At 65.2% G+C, this 15,453-nt stretch carries 15 protein-coding genes; 13 read left to right on the top strand and 2 right to left on the bottom strand.

What is annotated here, in order from left to right; genetic code table 11:
* The first annotated feature begins 40 nt into the window (after positions 1-40).
* Together JQ617_RS37740 and JQ617_RS37735 are read left to right on the top strand one after the other, a co-directional pair.
* A complete protein-coding gene (locus JQ617_RS37740) occupies positions 41-2,104 on the top strand; it encodes a prolyl oligopeptidase family serine peptidase (protein WP_212030776.1) in 2,064 nt (687 codons plus the stop codon).
* A 134-nt stretch (positions 2,105-2,238) separates the two neighbouring features.
* Positions 2,239-3,054 (top strand): alpha/beta fold hydrolase, encoded by an 816-nt coding sequence (locus JQ617_RS37735; protein WP_349630676.1) that lies wholly within the window; start codon positions 2,239-2,241, stop codon positions 3,052-3,054.
* A gap of 267 nt (positions 3,055-3,321) precedes the next feature.
* Here the strand turns inward: JQ617_RS37735 and JQ617_RS37730 are convergent, their stop codons facing one another.
* Positions 3,322-3,996, bottom strand: a complete 675-nt coding sequence (locus JQ617_RS37730) for a DUF938 domain-containing protein (RefSeq protein ID WP_212030774.1) — start codon at positions 3,994-3,996, stop codon at positions 3,322-3,324.
* Between the two features lie 277 nt (positions 3,997-4,273).
* Between JQ617_RS37730 and soxX the strand changes: the two genes are divergently transcribed.
* The 11 genes from soxX to JQ617_RS37675 all read left to right on the top strand — a co-directional run bounded on the left by soxX (position 4,274) and on the right by JQ617_RS37675 (position 13,940).
* Positions 4,274-4,609, top strand: coding sequence for a sulfur oxidation c-type cytochrome SoxX (gene soxX, locus JQ617_RS37725; protein ID WP_502754914.1), 336 nt, complete (start codon positions 4,274-4,276; stop codon positions 4,607-4,609).
* Positions 4,610-4,644: 35 nt separating this feature from the next.
* The gene (soxY, locus tag JQ617_RS37720; protein WP_212030772.1) at positions 4,645-5,136 is read left to right on the top strand and encodes a thiosulfate oxidation carrier protein SoxY; all 492 of its coding nucleotides are present in this window, start codon (positions 4,645-4,647) and stop codon (positions 5,134-5,136) included.
* 11 nt (positions 5,137-5,147) lie between these two features.
* Positions 5,148-5,459 (top strand): thiosulfate oxidation carrier complex protein SoxZ, encoded by a 312-nt coding sequence (soxZ, locus tag JQ617_RS37715; protein WP_212030771.1) that lies wholly within the window; start codon positions 5,148-5,150, stop codon positions 5,457-5,459.
* Positions 5,459-6,322: a sulfur oxidation c-type cytochrome SoxA gene (soxA, locus tag JQ617_RS37710; RefSeq protein ID WP_212030770.1), complete on the top strand. Its 864-nt coding sequence runs from the start codon at positions 5,459-5,461 to the stop codon at positions 6,320-6,322. The genes soxZ and soxA overlap by 1 nt, the downstream gene beginning before the upstream one ends.
* A complete protein-coding gene (locus JQ617_RS37705; RefSeq protein ID WP_212030769.1) occupies positions 6,319-6,624 on the top strand; it encodes a hypothetical protein in 306 nt (101 codons plus the stop codon). Before soxA ends, JQ617_RS37705 begins: the two co-directional genes overlap by 4 nt.
* Before the next feature lie 56 nt (positions 6,625-6,680).
* Positions 6,681-8,426, top strand: a complete 1,746-nt coding sequence (gene soxB, locus JQ617_RS37700; protein ID WP_212030768.1) for a thiosulfohydrolase SoxB — start codon at positions 6,681-6,683, stop codon at positions 8,424-8,426.
* A 2-nt stretch (positions 8,427-8,428) separates the two neighbouring features.
* On the top strand, positions 8,429-8,881 hold the full coding sequence (locus tag JQ617_RS37695; protein ID WP_212030767.1) for a DsrE family protein: 453 nt from the start codon (positions 8,429-8,431) through the stop codon (positions 8,879-8,881).
* Positions 8,882-9,199: 318 nt separating this feature from the next.
* Positions 9,200-10,237 (top strand): MBL fold metallo-hydrolase, encoded by a 1,038-nt coding sequence (locus JQ617_RS37690; RefSeq protein ID WP_212030766.1) that lies wholly within the window; start codon positions 9,200-9,202, stop codon positions 10,235-10,237.
* Positions 10,238-10,326: 89 nt separating this feature from the next.
* On the top strand, positions 10,327-10,506 hold the full coding sequence (locus tag JQ617_RS37685) for a hypothetical protein (protein WP_212030765.1): 180 nt from the start codon (positions 10,327-10,329) through the stop codon (positions 10,504-10,506).
* Positions 10,507-10,806: 300 nt separating this feature from the next.
* Positions 10,807-12,015, top strand: coding sequence for an MFS transporter (locus tag JQ617_RS37680; RefSeq protein ID WP_212030764.1), 1,209 nt, complete (start codon positions 10,807-10,809; stop codon positions 12,013-12,015).
* 209 nt (positions 12,016-12,224) lie between these two features.
* Positions 12,225-13,940 carry an N-acyl-D-amino-acid deacylase family protein gene (locus JQ617_RS37675; protein WP_212030763.1) on the top strand — a complete coding sequence of 572 codons (1,716 nt, stop codon included), beginning with the start codon at positions 12,225-12,227 and terminating at the stop codon, positions 13,938-13,940.
* A 115-nt stretch (positions 13,941-14,055) separates the two neighbouring features.
* On the opposite strand, the gene JQ617_RS37670 is transcribed toward JQ617_RS37675, so the two are convergent.
* Positions 14,056-15,390, bottom strand: coding sequence for an MFS transporter (locus tag JQ617_RS37670; RefSeq protein WP_212030762.1), 1,335 nt, complete (start codon positions 15,388-15,390; stop codon positions 14,056-14,058).
* Positions 15,391-15,453: the final 63 nt, after the last annotated feature.

Genomic DNA, 15,453 nt, shown 5'->3' with positions numbered 1-15,453 from the left:
CGATCAAATCCTATCCCCGCAGTTTTCCGGAGTTTCGTTCATGTCCGTCGACGACAGGCCCACGCTCAGCGCTCCCGACGACGATCCCTGGCTGTGGCTGGAGGAGATCGAAGGCACGCAGCCGCTCGATTTCGTGGAGCGGCAGAATCAACTGACGCTCGCAGCGTTCGGGGGCGCGGCGTTCGAGCGCGACCGCGACATCCTCGCGGCGATCTACGACCGTCCCGACAACATTCCCTATGTCAGCCGGCGCGGCTCCGACCTGCACAATGTCTGGAAGGACGCCACCAATCCGCGCGGCCTGTGGCGGCGGACGACGATGGAGGAGTTTCGCAAGCCTCATCCGGCGTGGGAAACCATCCTCGATATCGATCAGCTTGCGGCGAGCGAAGGCGAGGACTGGCTGCTGAGCCAGATCACCACGATGCCCGGCAGTTCGCGCGCGATCCTCAGCCTGTCGCGCGGCGGCAGCGACGCCGTCACCCTGCGCGAGTTCGACCTCGCGACGAAGAGCTTCGTTGCGGACGGCTTTACATTGCCCGAAGCGAAAGGCGGTGCCGACTGGCTCGATGCCGACACGCTGCTGCTGTCGAGCGCGCATGGCGAGGACATGGCGACGAGCTCCGGATATGCGCGCACCGTCCGCCTGTGGCGGCGCGGCCAAAAGGTCGAACAGGCTTCGGTGCTGTTCGAGGCATCCGTGAGCGACATGGCGGCGTATTGCTACGTCGATCGCATCACGCCGAACCGAACGATATGGTTCGGCCGCATGCTGGATTTCTTCAACTTCAGCGTCTCGATCGGAGATCAGACCGGGCCGCTCGCAAGGCTGGACCTGCCGACCGACATAGAACTGCAGGCCCATGGCGACTGGCTCGCGATCAAGCCGCGCTCGGACTGGTCCGTGGCCGGACGCACGTATAAGGCGGACGCAGTGCTCGGCATCTCGCTATCGGCTTTCCTCAAAGGCGGCCGCGAGTTCGCGGTGCTGTTCGAGCCGGCGCCGCGCCGGGCGATCCAGGGCTTCTTCTGGGTGGCAGGCAGACTGGTCCTCTCGATCCTCGACGAGCTCAGGCCGCGTTTCGAGATCTGCACGCCGTCCGCCACGACCTGGAGCCGCGAGACGCTTCCCGGCCTGCCCCAGATCGGCGTCGTCGACGTCTGGGCGCTCGATCGGCATGCCTCCGAGAGCAATGGCGACCTGCTCGCCAATGTGCAGGATCCGCTGACGCCGCCCTCGCTGCTGCTGATGGAGCGCGGCGTCGCCAGCCCGACCGTCTTGAAGCAGGCACCGAAGACGTTCACCGCCGACGGCCTCGTGGTGACGCAGCACGAAGCGATCTCTGTTGACGGCGAGCGCATTCCCTATGTGCAGACCGGCCCCGCCGGTGAGACCGGCGATGCGCCGGTTTACATGACCGCCTATGGCGGCTTCGCCGTCTCCGTGAAGCCGTATTACCACGCCTCGCTAGGCAAGCTGTGGCTGGAGCGCGGTGGCACCATTGTGCAGGCGAATTTGCGCGGCGGCGGCGAGTTCGGCACGCGCTGGCATGATGCCGGGCGGCTCGCCAGCAAGAAGCTCTCGCATGACGATTTCGCCGCGGTGGCGGCTGATCTGGTCCGCCGCGGCGTGACGAGCGCCAAGCGCATCGCCGCGCAAGGCGGATCGAACGGCGGCATCCTCATCACCAACATGCTGGTGCGCTATCCCGAGCGCTTCGGCGCGCTGTTCTGCACTATCCCGCTGATCGACATGCGCCGCTACACAAAGCTGCTCGCGGGCGCGAGCTGGATCGCGGAATACGGCGATCCCGACAAGCCGGACGAATGGGAATGGCTGAAGACCTATTCCGCCTATCACAACGTCAAGGCCGGCCAGGCCTATCCGCCGATCCTGATCGCCACCACGCGGCGCGACGACCGCGTCCATCCCGGCCACGCCCGCAAGATGGCGGCCAAGCTGCAGGCGATGGGCTTTGAGGCCTGGTTCTACGAGCCCGCGGCCGGCGGCCACGGCTACGGCAAAGACAACAAGGAGCGCGCCGGCTTCGAGGTGCTCGGCTATCGATTCCTGAAGGAGAAGATCGGGTGGACGGAAGGCTAGGGAGCAGCGTTCCCGCGCTTTGTGATGGTCCCACCCCGGAAAGGTGACATTCACATGCCGCCCATGCAGACGACCAGGGTTCTTGGCGCGATTAATCCCTTCTACGCTGGTCGGCAACCTCATCCGTTGCGGATATGCCATCAATGCAGTTCGTTGCTTCCGGTCGCGCCCGACTTGCCACAGAGGTCGTAGGCCGCGGCACTGCCACTATCTTTCTTCATGCCAATGTGTGCGACCGGCGCATGTGGCGCGCCCAACTGGATGCAATCGGCGCCACCCACAAGGCGGTCGCCTACGACCGGCGCGGCTTCGGCGAAACACGTGCCGAGCCGGAGGATTTCTCCGCCCTCGCAGATCTCGTCGCGGTGCTGGACGCAACCGCGGACGGCAAGCCCGCAATTCTCGTCGGTTGCTCCCTCGGCGGCCGCATCGCGCTCGACGCAGCGATCCGATACAAGTCGCGCGTTCGCGCCCTCGTCCTGATTGCCCCCAATGCCGCGGGCGCGCCCGATCCGACCTACACGCCCGACATCGAGAAGCTGATGACGCAATCGAAGCAGGCCGAGGCGTCCGGCGATCTCGATCGGATAAACGCGATGAAGGCGCGTCTCTGGCTGGATGGCCCGCTGGCGCACGAAGGCCGCGTCGCGGGTGCTGCGCGCGATCTGTTCCTCGACATGAACGGCATCGCGCTCCGATCCCCGCCGTTCGGGGCGGACGTCGACATTCGGCCCTTCTTCGACCGGCTCAGCGATGTCGCAGTGCCGACTCTCGTGGTGTGGGGCGACCTCGATTTCCCCTACGTCCAGGACCGCTGCCGCCACATCGCCGCGGTCGTACCGGACGCGGAGAAGCGCGAGATGTCGGGCGCCGCGCATGTCCCAAGCCTGGAGCGCCCGGCGGAGGTTACGGCCCTCATTTCCGAATTCATCGCACGGCATGCGGGATGAGGCCGCGAGACGCGGCAGCGCTGCTGCTTCGCGCTCTCATCATCACGACGTAAGGCGAGCACCGCCCTCTCATTCCCTCCCCCCTTGCGGGGGAGGGGCAGGGAGAGGGGGTACCACACGGGGATCCTCTCGATGTGCGGGAGCACGGCGTGATCGCAGATGGATAGACCGTTTGCTGGGCTACCCCTCTCCCCTGCCCTCCCCCGCAAGGGGGGAGGGAGCGCACCGCCGTAGTGGCATGCACCCAGACCCAAGTCTGGCAGCGCCTCAACCCCGCGCAAACACCAGCGTCAGATTGTTCGCGGGCATCTCGATCGTATCGATGAGGCTGAGGCCTGCCGCCTTCGCCAGCGTCTCGACATCGCCGATGTCGCGCACGCCCCAGTCGGGATTGCCTTCGCGCAAGGAGGTGTCGAACACGGCGTTGCTGAGCGCGGTGTGCTTGCCGTCGCGCTTGAAGGGGCCATAGAGGAACAGCTTGCCGTCGGCGCGCAAATAGCGGCCGGCGCCGGCGAACAGGCCTTCGGCCACGGACCATGGCGCGATGTGGATGACATTGGCGCAGAACACGGCGGCGAGGCTGGCCGGCCCCTGCCCGCTTCGCATCTCCGGGCACCAGTCGGGATCGGTGAGATCGATCCGCAAGGGAGAGCGGATGTTCTGCAGGCCCGAATGGACCCGCCAGGCCTCGATGCTCTTCACATGCCGCTGGTTGAGATCGCTCGGCCACCAGACGAGACCGGGCGTATGCCGGGCGAAATGGACCACGTGCTGGCCGGTTCCGCTGCCGACCTCGACCACGTTCCCGGTGGCACCCGCCAGATGCTTCCCCAGCGCCGCCCAGAGCGGCTCGTGATTGCGATGGAAAGCCGGCGCATCGAGGCGCCCGTCGGGTTCGACCCGTCCGCCGTCCCTGCCAAATTCGACGACATATTCAGCCAAGTGAGGTCCCCTTGAAAAAACGAGAACGCGATGAAAACGGCATGAGCGCCCAAACGCCCCGGAAACGGCCGGCCCGCACCATTACTCTTAACGCCCGGGCCAAATCGGCCGAACAAATAATCTCTTTAGTTGCAATGCGGAAGATATTAACTCCATTTTGCCGCGTGCATAGTCTTGATTGTCAGGTGCGGCCCTTTGTGCTTTGGAACGCTTATATTTCCGCGATCGAACCATCGCCGCAACGCCTCGGAATGACGCATTGACCGCCCTTTCCCGGATGTCCCTCCTGTTCCTCCTGCTGGCCATCACAGCCGGCCTTGCCGGCCCGGCACGGGCGCAATCCGCTGTTGCCGACGGCCAGAAGCTCGCCTTCGACCGCGGCAAGGGCAATTGCCTGACCTGCCACGTCATCAAGGGCGGCGACCTGCCGGGAACGATCGGTCCGGAGCTGAAGGACATCAAATCAAAATACCCTGATCGCAACGAGCTGGTCGCGATCATCTTCGACGAGACCAAGCGCAATCCCCAGACCATGATGCCGCCGTTCGGCCGCAACAGGATTTTGACCGAGCAGGAGATCAGCGCGATCGTTGATTTCCTGCAGACCCTGTGACCGCCGGCTGCCAAGAGATCGCCAGGAGATTTGAGATGACCACGACCACCGGCCCTCTTCCGACGCGGCGCCTGATCCTTCAGGGCGCAGCCGGCGTCGCGCTGCTGGGCCTCGGCAACCTGCCGTTCGGCGCGAGCCCTGCGCTTGCGGCGGCGAACGACAAATATCCGGAAGAGGCCTTCAAGCAGAAGAACGAGACCGACGCGATCAAGGCGCTCTATGGCAAGACCGCCGAGCCGTCCGACAAGATCAATCTCGATGCGCCCGAGATCGCCGAGAACGGCGGCGTGGTGCCGATCTCGGTGACGACGTCGCTCGACAAGGTCACCTCGATCTCGTTCTTCGTCGCAGAGAACCCGTTCGCGCTCGCGGCGAGCTACAGGATTCCCGACGGCACCATCCCTGCCGTCGCCAACCGGCTGAAGATGGCCAAGACCACCAATGTGGTCGCGATCGTCGAGGCCGACGGCAAGCTCTACAGCGCGACCAAGGAAGTGAAGGTCACCGTCGGCGGCTGCGGCGGCTAGGGAGAACCGAGATGGCATCCAGCATTCGCGTCCGCGCGACCGCCAACGGCGACATCACCGAGGTGCAGGCCCTGATCCAGCACCCCATGGACACCGGCCTCGTCAAGGATTCCAAGGGCGAGCTGATCCCGGCACACTACATCCAGCAGCTGAAGTTCGAATGTAACGGCAAGGACGTGTTCGTCGCCGATTGGGGCACCGCGGTCTCCAAGGACCCCTATGTGAAGTTCAGCTTCAAGGGCGCCAAGAAGGGCGACGAGCTCAAGATCTCCTGGACCGACAACAAGGGCGGCTCGGACACGACCACCGCGAAGATCGCGTGATGAAGGCCCGCATCCATCTCCTTCTTGGCTCGCTCAGCGCCGCGCTGGTCGCGTTCGCGCTGACCTCTCCGCGCGTGGTCGCGGCCGACAAGGTCGATCCCGTCGCTGACGCCAAGGCGTTCCAGAACTTCTTCTTCCAGAAGTTTCCGAACGTGAAGCACGAGGATTTCGTCAACGGTCCTTATTCCATGAACGAGGACATGAAGCGGCAGTGGCAGGAGAAGGAGGAATTCCCGCCCTACGAGTTCGCACTCGACGCCGGCAAGGAAATGTTCGCGACCCCGTTCAAGAACGGCAAGACCTATGCCGACTGCTTCCCGAACGGCGGCGTCGGCATCCGCCAGAACTATCCCTACTTCGACGAGAAGGAAGGCAAGGTCGTCACGCTGGAGCTCGCGCTCAACCGCTGCCGCGAGGCCAATGGGGAGCAGCCCTATTCCTACGTCAAGGACGAGATGGCCTCGCTGACCGCCTACATGGCCTACACCTCGCGCGGCAAGCTGATGGACATCAAGATTCCCGATGATCCCCGCGCGCTCGCGGCGTTCGAGAACGGCAAGCGCTATTTCTACACCCGCCGCGGCCAGATGAATTTCTCCTGTGCGAGCTGTCACGTGCAGAGCCCGGGCGAGCGCATCCGCGCCGAGATCCTGGCGCCCGCGCTCGGCATTTTGAACGCGATGCCGATCTACCGCTCCGAATGGAGCGGCATGGGTACGACCAGCCGCCGCTTCGTCACCTGCAACAGCCAGACCCGCGCGGTTCCGCTGGAGCCGCAGGCGGATGAATATCGCGACGTCGAATATTTCCTCTCCTACGTCGCCAACGGACTGCCGATTTCGGGCCCGGGAGCGCGGCCATGAAGCGGTCACTTCTCCTCGCGATGCTGCTGACCTCGAGCCTTGCGCCGTCCGCGCGCGCGGCCAACGAGGCGGACTACAAGGCGGCCTATGCCGCTGCCGAAGCCGCCTCCAAGGAGGCAGCCGGCATGCGCAATCAATGGACCGTGACCGTTTCCGCGCTGGCGGCGGCCAAGAAGGCTGCCGACGGCGGCGACTTCGACCGCGCAACCGCTGCGGCGAAGGAGGCCGAAGCGCTGGCGAAGGCCTCGATCTTCCAGGCGGCGTCTGAAAAAGACGCCTGGAAGGCGATGGAAATCCGCTAGACTGGCTGCCGTGAAACTGTCGGACCGTCGTTAGTTAGGGGCGCGGAGAATTCGAGATGGGCATCCGCCGCCGCGATTTCCTGAGGGCTGCAGGCCTTGCCGCCGCATCGCTCAGCCTGCCCCGGCTTGCGCGCGGCACCGAGACCGCGAGTATCTACGAGCTCGAACGGTTCGGCAACGCGCGCATCCTGCACATCACCGACGCGCATGCGCAGCTCAACCCGGTCTATTTCCGCGAGCCCAGCGTCAATATCGGCATCGGTGAGATGGCGGGACGGCCGCCGCATCTGGTCGGGCGCGCCTTCCTGGAGCGGTTCGGCATCCGGCCCGACAGCGCCGATGCCTATGCCTTCACCTGCTTCGAGTTCGAGAAGTCCGCCGGCCGTTTCGGCAAGCTCGGCGGCTTCGCCCATCTGAAGACGCTGGTCGACCGCCTGCGCGGCGACGTCGGCGAAAAAGATTCGCTGCTCGTCGACGGCGGCGATCTCTGGCAGGGCACCGGGCTTGCCAACGTCATGCAGGGCCGCGACATGGTGGAGGTCGCCAATTTGCTCGGCATCGAGGCGATGACCGGGCATTGGGAATTCACCTATGGCGAGCAGGCGCTGCGCGACAATCTCGAGCGCTTCAAGGGCGAGTTCCTGGCGCAGAACGTTTTCCTGACCGAGGAAGCCGCGTTCAACGACGCCCGCGCCTTCGACCCCGCGAGCGGGCGCGTCTTCAAGCCGTCCATGATCAAGGAGCTCGGCGGTCATCGGGTCGCGATCGTCGGCCAGGCCTTTCCTTACGTGCCGATCGCGCATCCCAAGCGCTTCACGCCCGACTGGACCTTCGGCATCCGCGAGGAGGAGCTGCAGAAGCATGTCGATGCCTTGCGCGGCACCGACAAGGTCGATGCCGTCGTCCTGCTGTCGCACAACGGCATGGATGTCGATCTCAAGCTCGCCAGCCGCGTCACCGGCATCGACGTCATCCTTGGCGGCCACACCCATGATGCCGTGCCGCAGCCGATCGCCGTGAAGAACGCCGGCGGCACGACGCTCGTCACCAATGCCGGCTCCAACGGCAAATTCCTGGGCGTGCTCGACCTTGCGCTCGACAAGGGCAAGGTCAGCGACGTCCGCTATCATCTGCTGCCGGTCTATTCGGAGCTGCTGAAAGCCGATCCCGGGATGGCCGAGCTGATCGGCCGGGTTCGTGCGCCGCACGTCTCCGACTGGTCGGAGAAGATCGCGACGCCCGACCGGCTGCTCTATCGCCGCGGCAATTTCACCGGGCCCATGGACGAATTGATCTGCACCGCGCTGCGCACCGAGCTCGATGCCGAGATCGCGCTGTCGCCCGGCTTCCGCTGGGGCGTCACCGCGCTGTCGGGCCAGGCGATCACCATGGAGGACCTGCTCGCGGAAACCGCCATCACCTATCCCGAGACCTATGTGCAGGAGATGACGGGCGCAGAGATCAAGACCGTGATGGAAGACGTCTGCGACAATCTCTTCAACGCCGATCCCTATTACCAGCAGGGCGGCGACATGGTGCGTGCCGGCGGGCTCAGCTACACCTGCACGCCGACGAATGCGATCGGCAGCCGTATCTCGGAGCTGAAGCTCAACAACGGCAAGGCGATCAGCGCCGGCCATCGCTACAAGGTCGCTGGCTGGGCCTCGGTCAATGGTCAGCAGGGCGCGCCGGTATGGGACGTGGTCGGCAAATATCTGCGTTCGGGCCGGATGCTTCAGGAGCGACTAGGCTCCGGCGTCGCGCTGCAGGGCGTCGACGGCAACCCGGGCATTGCGGGATAGGCATGATGCGGTCGAAGGTCTTTTGCGCGATGCTGCTGGCGCTGCTCGCCTGGATGCCACAGACCTTTGCCCAGCAGGTGCAGCTCCAGGACAAGCCCTTCGCCGAGCACAAGATCGTGCTGCAGCTCTCCGACGGCGATGCGAGGAAGCAGGCGCTGGTGCTGAGCGTCGCCAACAACCTGCTGAAGGCCTACGATCCCGACAAGATCGCGATCGAGGTGGTGGCGTTCGGCCCCGGCATCGATCTGCTGCTGTCAGGCAGCGAGCGCCGCAAGCAGGTCGAGAGCCTGATCGCGCAGGGCGTGCGTTTCGACATCTGCCTCAACACGGTCGACACGCTCGAACGCGAGACGGGCAAGCGGCCGGAGTTCATCCCGGCGGCAACGCCGGTGCAGGTGGGGGTCGGGCAGATCCTGTTCCTGGCGGAGAACGGGTACACGTTGGTGCGGCCGTAGGGGGCGTTGTCTCTCGTCACATACGGTCTCATCGCCCGCGAAGTGTTTAGACCGAAGAGAAGGCGGGCGATCCAGTACTCCGGGAAGGTGCGGGGTACGGACAGGCCGCGGCGTACTGGATTCCCCGCATTCGCGGGGAATGACAGCAATGGGTGGGACGGCATGATGGCGTCCCTCACAGTTCTCAGAGCCGCCCGCCCCGCACCCCGCGGAATAAAAATCTTCCAAATTACCTCTTCATTGCAGTGAATTACTTCTCTTTCCGGCCCGCAACGTAGTAGAATCCTCGAAATCAGTTCCAAGCCGCCGGGTCCTGCCATGATCTTCCGCCAGCTCTTCGATAGCGTTTCGGGCACCTACAGCTATGTCCTCGCCAGCCGCCCCGGCGGCGAGGCGCTGATCCTCGATCCCGTGCTGGAGAAGGTCGACCGCTATTGCCAGCTGCTGCGCGAGCTCGACCTCAAGCTGGTCAAGGCCGTCGACACCCATCTGCATGCCGACCACGTCACCGGGCTCGGCGAATTGCGCGACCGCACCCATTGCATGACGGTGATGGGCGACCAGACCAAGGCCGACGTGGTGGCGATGCGGGTTGCCGACGGCGACAAGGTGACGATCGAGGGCCTGTCGCTCGACGTGATGTACACGCCGGGCCACACCGACGATTCCTATTCCTATTTGATGGGCGACCGCGTCTTCACCGGCGACACGCTGCTGATCCGCGGCACCGGCCGCACCGATTTCCAGAACGGTTCGTCGCGCGCGCAGTATGAATCGATTTTCAACCGCCTGCTGAAGCTGCCGGACGAGACGATGGTGTTCCCGGCGCATGACTACAAGGGCGACACCGTCTCCACCATCGGCGAGGAGAAGCGCTACAATCCGCGGCTCCAGGTGCGCTCGGTCGACGAATATATCGAGCTGATGGCGAACCTGAAGCTGCCCAATCCGAAGATGATGGACGTGGCGGTGCCCGCCAACATGCATGTCGGCCTGCATCAGGAGGCGCTGGAGAAAGAAGGCCGCGCGCTCAGCGCCGTCGACGCGATCCGCATCCTCGGCCGGCCCGACATCCTCCTGGTCGACCTGCGCGAGACCAATGAGCGGATCAAGCACGGCATGCTGGAGGGCGCATTGCACACGCCCTATCCCAGTGTCGAGGAGAGCCTGAAGCCCGGCGGCATGTTGCGCGAGGTCGCGGCCGCAACAGGACGCCGCGTCGTGTTCTTCTGCGCCTTCGGCGAGCGCTCGGCGATGGCGGTTGCGGCGGCCAAGGACGCCGGCCTGCTCAACACCGCCCATATCGCCGGCGGCATCGATGCCTGGAAGAAGGCGGGCGGCCCGGTCTTGCACTGACGGCCGCGTCGCACCCCCTTGAGATAAGTCAGGTTCCGCTCATATTTGGCGGATAGATTCGGATGCAGCATCACCATCCGGGACCAGCCATGGCCAAGACCGCCAACAAGACCGGGATTGAGACCTCCAAGCCGAGCAGACCGCCGAAGACGGCGGATGACAGGGCGAAGAAGCCCATGCCGCCGCGCGAGAGCGACGACGATGACGAAGACGGCGACTTCGCCACGCCGAAGCGCGATCGCTACGGGAATGATGACGAGCCGTTGTGAGCGCGTAAGCTTGTCTCACAAATGGTGCGTTCCCTCCCCCCTTGCAGGGGAGGGTTAGGGAGAGGGGTGCCACACGGGGACTCCATCGATCGCGCAGAAGACTTGTTCGCGATAACGAAGACCTTTTCCTGGACTACCGCCCTCCCCCGCAAGGGGGGAGGGAGCGCAGTTTGCCCCGCCGGACCGTTGAGCAAGAGCGCAGCACCCCACCCGCGCTACCTGCCATGCGCCTGCGTTCATGGACAAATAACCGCTGTCCCCGATAGTTTGCGCGTCCATCGGGAGTGAAACGGAACTGCAATGGTCGACGTTCTCGCCGCACCGCAGCAAGGCAAGGCGGACAGTGCGCTGCGCACGCTGACGGGGATCTCGATCGCGCACTGGGTCAGCCATTTCCATCTGCTGGTCCTGCCGATGCTGTTTCCGTTCCTCAAGGAGAGGCTCGGCGTCGGCTATATCGAGCTCGGCTTCGCGCTGACCGTGTTCGCGGTCGTGTCCGGCCTGACGCAGGCGCCGACCGGGTATCTCGTCGATCATTTTGGCGCGCGGAAGATCCTGCTGGCCGGGCTCACGCTTGGCGGCCTTGCTTTGATCCTGCTCGGCCTGCACCTCAGCTACGTCTCACTGATCGCCTGCGCCGTGCTGCTCGGGCTCGCCAACAGCGTCTATCACCCCGCCGACTACGCCATCCTCGCCGAGCACATGGACGAGGCGCGGATGGGCCGCGCTTTCTCGATCCACACATTCGCGGGCTTTCTCGGCGGCGCGGTGGCACCGGCAATCGTCGCGGCGCTGGTCACGATGTCCGGCGGCACCGGCGCGCTGATCGCCTCGGGCGCGATCGCCGTTCTGGTAGCGGTGCTGCTGATCGCCATGAACATTCCCGATGCCGGCGCCCATAAGAAGAAGCCGGGCGCGGAGAACGCACCGAAGCAGGCCGTCATCACGCCGGCGCTGATGATGCTGACCGCGCTGTTCATGCTGCTCAGCCTGTCGGTCGCGGGCATCAACAATTTCGGCGTGGTCGCGCTGATGAGCGGCTATGGCGCGTCCTATTCCTCGGCCAACGTCATGCTGACGGCGTTCCTCGGCTGCAGCGCCGCGGGCGTTCTCGCGGGCGGCTTCCTCGCCGACTACACCAAGCACCATGGCTATGTCGCCGCGGCCTGCTTTGCCGTGAACGCGGCGATCGTGCTGATGATCGCGCTGGTGACGCTGCCTGTCTGGGCACTGACCGCCACGATGGCCACCGCTGGCTTCCTCTCCGGTGTCATCGCGCCCTCGCGCGACATGCTGGTGCGCAACGCCGCGCCCGCCGGCGCTGCGGGACGCGCCTTCGGTATCGTTTCTACCGGTTTCAATCTCGGCGGCATCGTCTCACCACTGCTGTTCGGCTGGATCATGGACCAGAACGCGCCGCATTGGGTGTTCGGCGCGTCGGTGATCTTCATGGTCGCGACGGTGGTGCTGTCGCCGTTCACGGAACGGAAGCCGGCGAAGGCCAGTTGATCGGTCGGTATCGCTACAAACTCACATGTCGTCCCCGCGAAGGCGGGGACCCATAACCACAGGGAGAACTTGCGGCACGAGACCGGTCACTCCGAGTCTTCGTCAAACACCTCCCTGTGGCTATGGGTCCCGGATCTGCGCTCCGCTTCGCTGCGCTTGTCCGGGACGACGGATAGAAAACGCAAAACAACAAAACGGGAAGAAACACCATGAGCACCCCTGATCTCGTGATCCGCGGCGGCACCGTTGCGGACGGCCACGGCGGCGAGCTGTTCGAGGCCGACGTCGCCATCACCGGCGGCAGGATCAGCGAGGTCGGCAAGGTCTCGGCTAAGGGCCGCGAAGAGATCGACGCGCGCGGCAAGCTGGTGACGCCGGGCTTCGTCGACGTGCACACGCACTATGACGGGCAGGTCACCTGGAGCCAGGACATCACCCCGTCATCGCAGAACGGCGTCACCACCGCGATCATGGGCAATTGCGGGGTCGGCTTTGCACCGTGCAAGCCGGCCGATCACACCCGCCTGATCCAGCTGATGGAAGGCGTCGAGGACATTCCCGAGCCGGTCTTGAGCGCCGGCATTCCCTGGGCCTGGGAGAGTTTCCCGGACTACATGGACTGGCTGTCGAAACGCGATTTCGACATCGACGTCGGCGCACAGCTGCCGCATGCGGCGCTTCGCGTCTATGTCATGGGCGAGCGCGGCGCGCGGCGCGACCCCTCGACGCCTGAGGACAACGCGACGATGGCAAAGCTCGCGGGCGAAGCCGTGCGCGCCGGCGCGCTCGGCTTCTCGACCTCGCGCACGCTCAACCACCGCACCTCGACCGGCGACTTCACGCCGACCCTGAAGGCCGGCGAGGACGAGCTCACCGCGATCGCGGGCGCGATGCATCGGCAGGGCCGCAGCGTGCTGCAATTCGTGCTCGATCTATCCACCATCCACGAAGATTTGCCGATGATGCTGCGGGTGGCGGACCAGACAAAATGCCCGATCTCGTTCTCGATTACGCAGAACGACAAATCGCCGAACCGCTGGCGCCAGACGCTGGACGCGATCAATGCGGCAGCAAAACGCGGCCTCTCCATCACCGCGCAGATCGCGGCGCGGCCCGTCGGCCTGTTGCTGGGGCTCGAGCTGTCGCGCAATCCGTTCCAGACCCATCCGAGCTACCAGGCGATCGCGCATCTGCCGCTGAAGGAGCGGCTGGCCCGGCTGCACCAGGCCGATGTGCGCAAGGCAATCCTGAGCGAGACCGCGACCGCGACCGACGATCCGCTGTTCTTCCGGCCCAACTACGACAAGATGTTCCTGCTCGGCGATCCCCCCGATTACGAGCAGCCGCCGGAGAATGCGCTGGGACCGCAGGCGCGCAGGCAGGGACGGCAGCCGGAGGAGCTCGCCTATGATGCGATGCTGTCGGACGAGGGCAAGGGCATGCTCTACGTGCCTTTCCTCAACTATGCCGACGGCAATCTCGACGCGACCCGCGAGATGCTGATCGATCCGCAATCGGTGCCGGGCCTGTCCGACGGCGGCGCACATTGCGGCATCATCTGCGATGCCAGCTTCCCGACCTATCTGCTGACGCACTGGACGCGCGACCGCAAGCGCGGCGAGAAGCTGACGATTCCGTTCGTGGTCGCGGCGCAGTCGCGCAAGACCGCGCTCTCGGTCGGCCTCACCGACCGCGGGCTGATCGCGCCCGGCTACAAGGCCGACGTCAACGTGATCGATTACGACCGCCTGCATCTGCATCCGCCGAAGGTACATTACGACCTGCCGGTCGGCGGGCGCCGGCTGCTGCAGGATGTCGACGGCTACGAGGCGACGATCGTGTCGGGCGTGGTGACGCGGCGGCACGGCGAGGCGACGGGACGGCGGCCGGGGAAGCTGATTCGTGGCGCGCAGGGGGTGAATTAGGCGCGGCGCTTGTGAGGCGCGTAGCCCGCGCCTCAATCTCGCTGTCGTCCCGGCCTAGTGCGCAATTGCGCACTAGGCCGGGACGACAGTTGTGGTTGGGGCGAGCAGCCAGCCCTTACGTCGGCGAGACCGCGCCCTTGAGCGACGTTCCTTGCGGAGCCGCACCGCGCGTCAGCCTGGCCTTTTCCGTGTTCGGCCACAGCAGCAGCAGGCCGATCACGCCGGAGGCGGCCATGACCACCGCGTTGATGGTGAAGCCGGTCATGTAGCCGTCGAGCATGCTGCCGGAGCGCTGGATCACCGTGCCCATCACGCTGGGCGCGATGATGCCCGAGAGCGTGTAGAGCGCACCGTAGATCGCGATCACCGCACCGCGCTGCGAGGCCGGGGTGAACTCGCCGAGCATCGGCGGGCAGACCACATAGATCGCGCCGCACAGGCCGGAGCCAACGACGAGCAGCGCGATCTGCAGGCCCGGGCCCTGCACATGCGCCATCCCGGCGAGGATCAGGCCGCCGATGATCAGCGGCACCGAGCCGAGCACGCCGCGCGAGATGCGCGTGGTGTAGCCGCGCGCCATCATCACCTGCGAGATCCAGCCGGTGAGGATGACGATGGTCGCACCGAACACCCAGGGCAGGATCGAGATGAAGCCGGCCTGGCTCTGCGAGAAGCCGAGGCCCTTGACGATGAAGGGCGTGAACCAGGTGAGGCCGAGCGACAGCGCCCAATAGGCGCCGAAGGTCGCGACGACGCAGCCGACGAAGGTGCGCGAGGTCAGCAGCTGCACATAGGGAATCTTCGGCTCGGTGGCGGCGAGAAGCTGGGTGTCCTCCAGCGGGCCTTCCTTGCCCAGCGCGAGCCAGGCGCAGACCCAGATCAGGCCGACGACGCCGAGCGCGCCGAAGGCGTAGTGCCAGGAGTGGTTGACGATGACCCAGTTCAACGCCGGCACGGCGAGGATGACGCCGAAGGCCGAACCCTGCGACAGGATCGCGGTCGGCAGCGTGCGCTTCTCGTCGGGGAACCACTTGTAGATCGCGTGCGCGGCGACCGAGAAGGCCGGGCCTTCGCCGGCACCCAGCACGATGCGGCAGATCAGGAGCGTGGTGAAGGAGACGGTGCCGACCATCGGAAACTGCGCCAGCGCCCAGATCACGGCCAGCGTCAGCAGCACCCAGCGCGTCGGCACCTTGTTGACGATGAAGCCGACCACGATGGCCGAGATCGAGAACAGGAAGAAGAACGAGGACCCGAGCAGGCCGAATTGCTCGGCACTGAGCTTCATGTCGGTCATGATCGGCACGCCGGCGAGGCCGACGACGATCTTGTCCGCGAAGTTCACCACCATGAAAAGAAAGAGGAGAAATGTGACGGTCCAGGCGCCCTTCGGCGTTACCTTGGAATCCCCTGCCGTCCGGCCCATTTCGGGCGTTCCCTGAGCGCTCATCGTTCTCCCCGTATGTATTTGGTCGGCCTTTTTGATTTGGCCGTCTTGGGAGCTAACAACGGC

Source organism: Bradyrhizobium sp. KB893862 SZCCT0404 (assembly GCF_018130885.1).
Taxonomy (GTDB): domain Bacteria; phylum Pseudomonadota; class Alphaproteobacteria; order Rhizobiales; family Xanthobacteraceae; genus Bradyrhizobium; species Bradyrhizobium stylosanthis.
This window is presented reverse-complemented; position numbering and strand designations above follow the sequence as displayed.

Excerpts from the sequence above, each read along its gene's own strand:
- JQ617_RS37740 (WP_212030776.1), top strand. The coding sequence starts at position 41 with ATGTCCGTCGACGACAGGCCCACGCTCAGCGCTCCCGACGACGATCCC.
- JQ617_RS37735 (WP_349630676.1), top strand. The coding sequence starts at position 2,239 with ATGCCATCAATGCAGTTCGTTGCTTCCGGTCGCGCCCGACTTGCCACA.
- soxX (WP_502754914.1), top strand. The coding sequence starts at position 4,274 with ATGTCCCTCCTGTTCCTCCTGCTGGCCATCACAGCCGGCCTTGCCGGC.
- soxY (WP_212030772.1), top strand. The coding sequence starts at position 4,645 with ATGACCACGACCACCGGCCCTCTTCCGACGCGGCGCCTGATCCTTCAG.
- soxZ (WP_212030771.1), top strand. The coding sequence starts at position 5,148 with ATGGCATCCAGCATTCGCGTCCGCGCGACCGCCAACGGCGACATCACC.
- soxA (WP_212030770.1), top strand. The coding sequence starts at position 5,459 with ATGAAGGCCCGCATCCATCTCCTTCTTGGCTCGCTCAGCGCCGCGCTG.
- JQ617_RS37705 (WP_212030769.1), top strand. The coding sequence starts at position 6,319 with ATGAAGCGGTCACTTCTCCTCGCGATGCTGCTGACCTCGAGCCTTGCG.
- soxB (WP_212030768.1), top strand. The coding sequence starts at position 6,681 with ATGGGCATCCGCCGCCGCGATTTCCTGAGGGCTGCAGGCCTTGCCGCC.
- JQ617_RS37695 (WP_212030767.1), top strand. The coding sequence starts at position 8,429 with ATGATGCGGTCGAAGGTCTTTTGCGCGATGCTGCTGGCGCTGCTCGCC.
- JQ617_RS37690 (WP_212030766.1), top strand. The coding sequence starts at position 9,200 with ATGATCTTCCGCCAGCTCTTCGATAGCGTTTCGGGCACCTACAGCTAT.
- JQ617_RS37685 (WP_212030765.1), top strand. The coding sequence starts at position 10,327 with ATGGCCAAGACCGCCAACAAGACCGGGATTGAGACCTCCAAGCCGAGC.
- JQ617_RS37680 (WP_212030764.1), top strand. The coding sequence starts at position 10,807 with ATGGTCGACGTTCTCGCCGCACCGCAGCAAGGCAAGGCGGACAGTGCG.
- JQ617_RS37675 (WP_212030763.1), top strand. The coding sequence starts at position 12,225 with ATGAGCACCCCTGATCTCGTGATCCGCGGCGGCACCGTTGCGGACGGC.
- JQ617_RS37670 (WP_212030762.1), bottom strand. The coding sequence starts at position 15,390 with ATGAGCGCTCAGGGAACGCCCGAAATGGGCCGGACGGCAGGGGATTCC.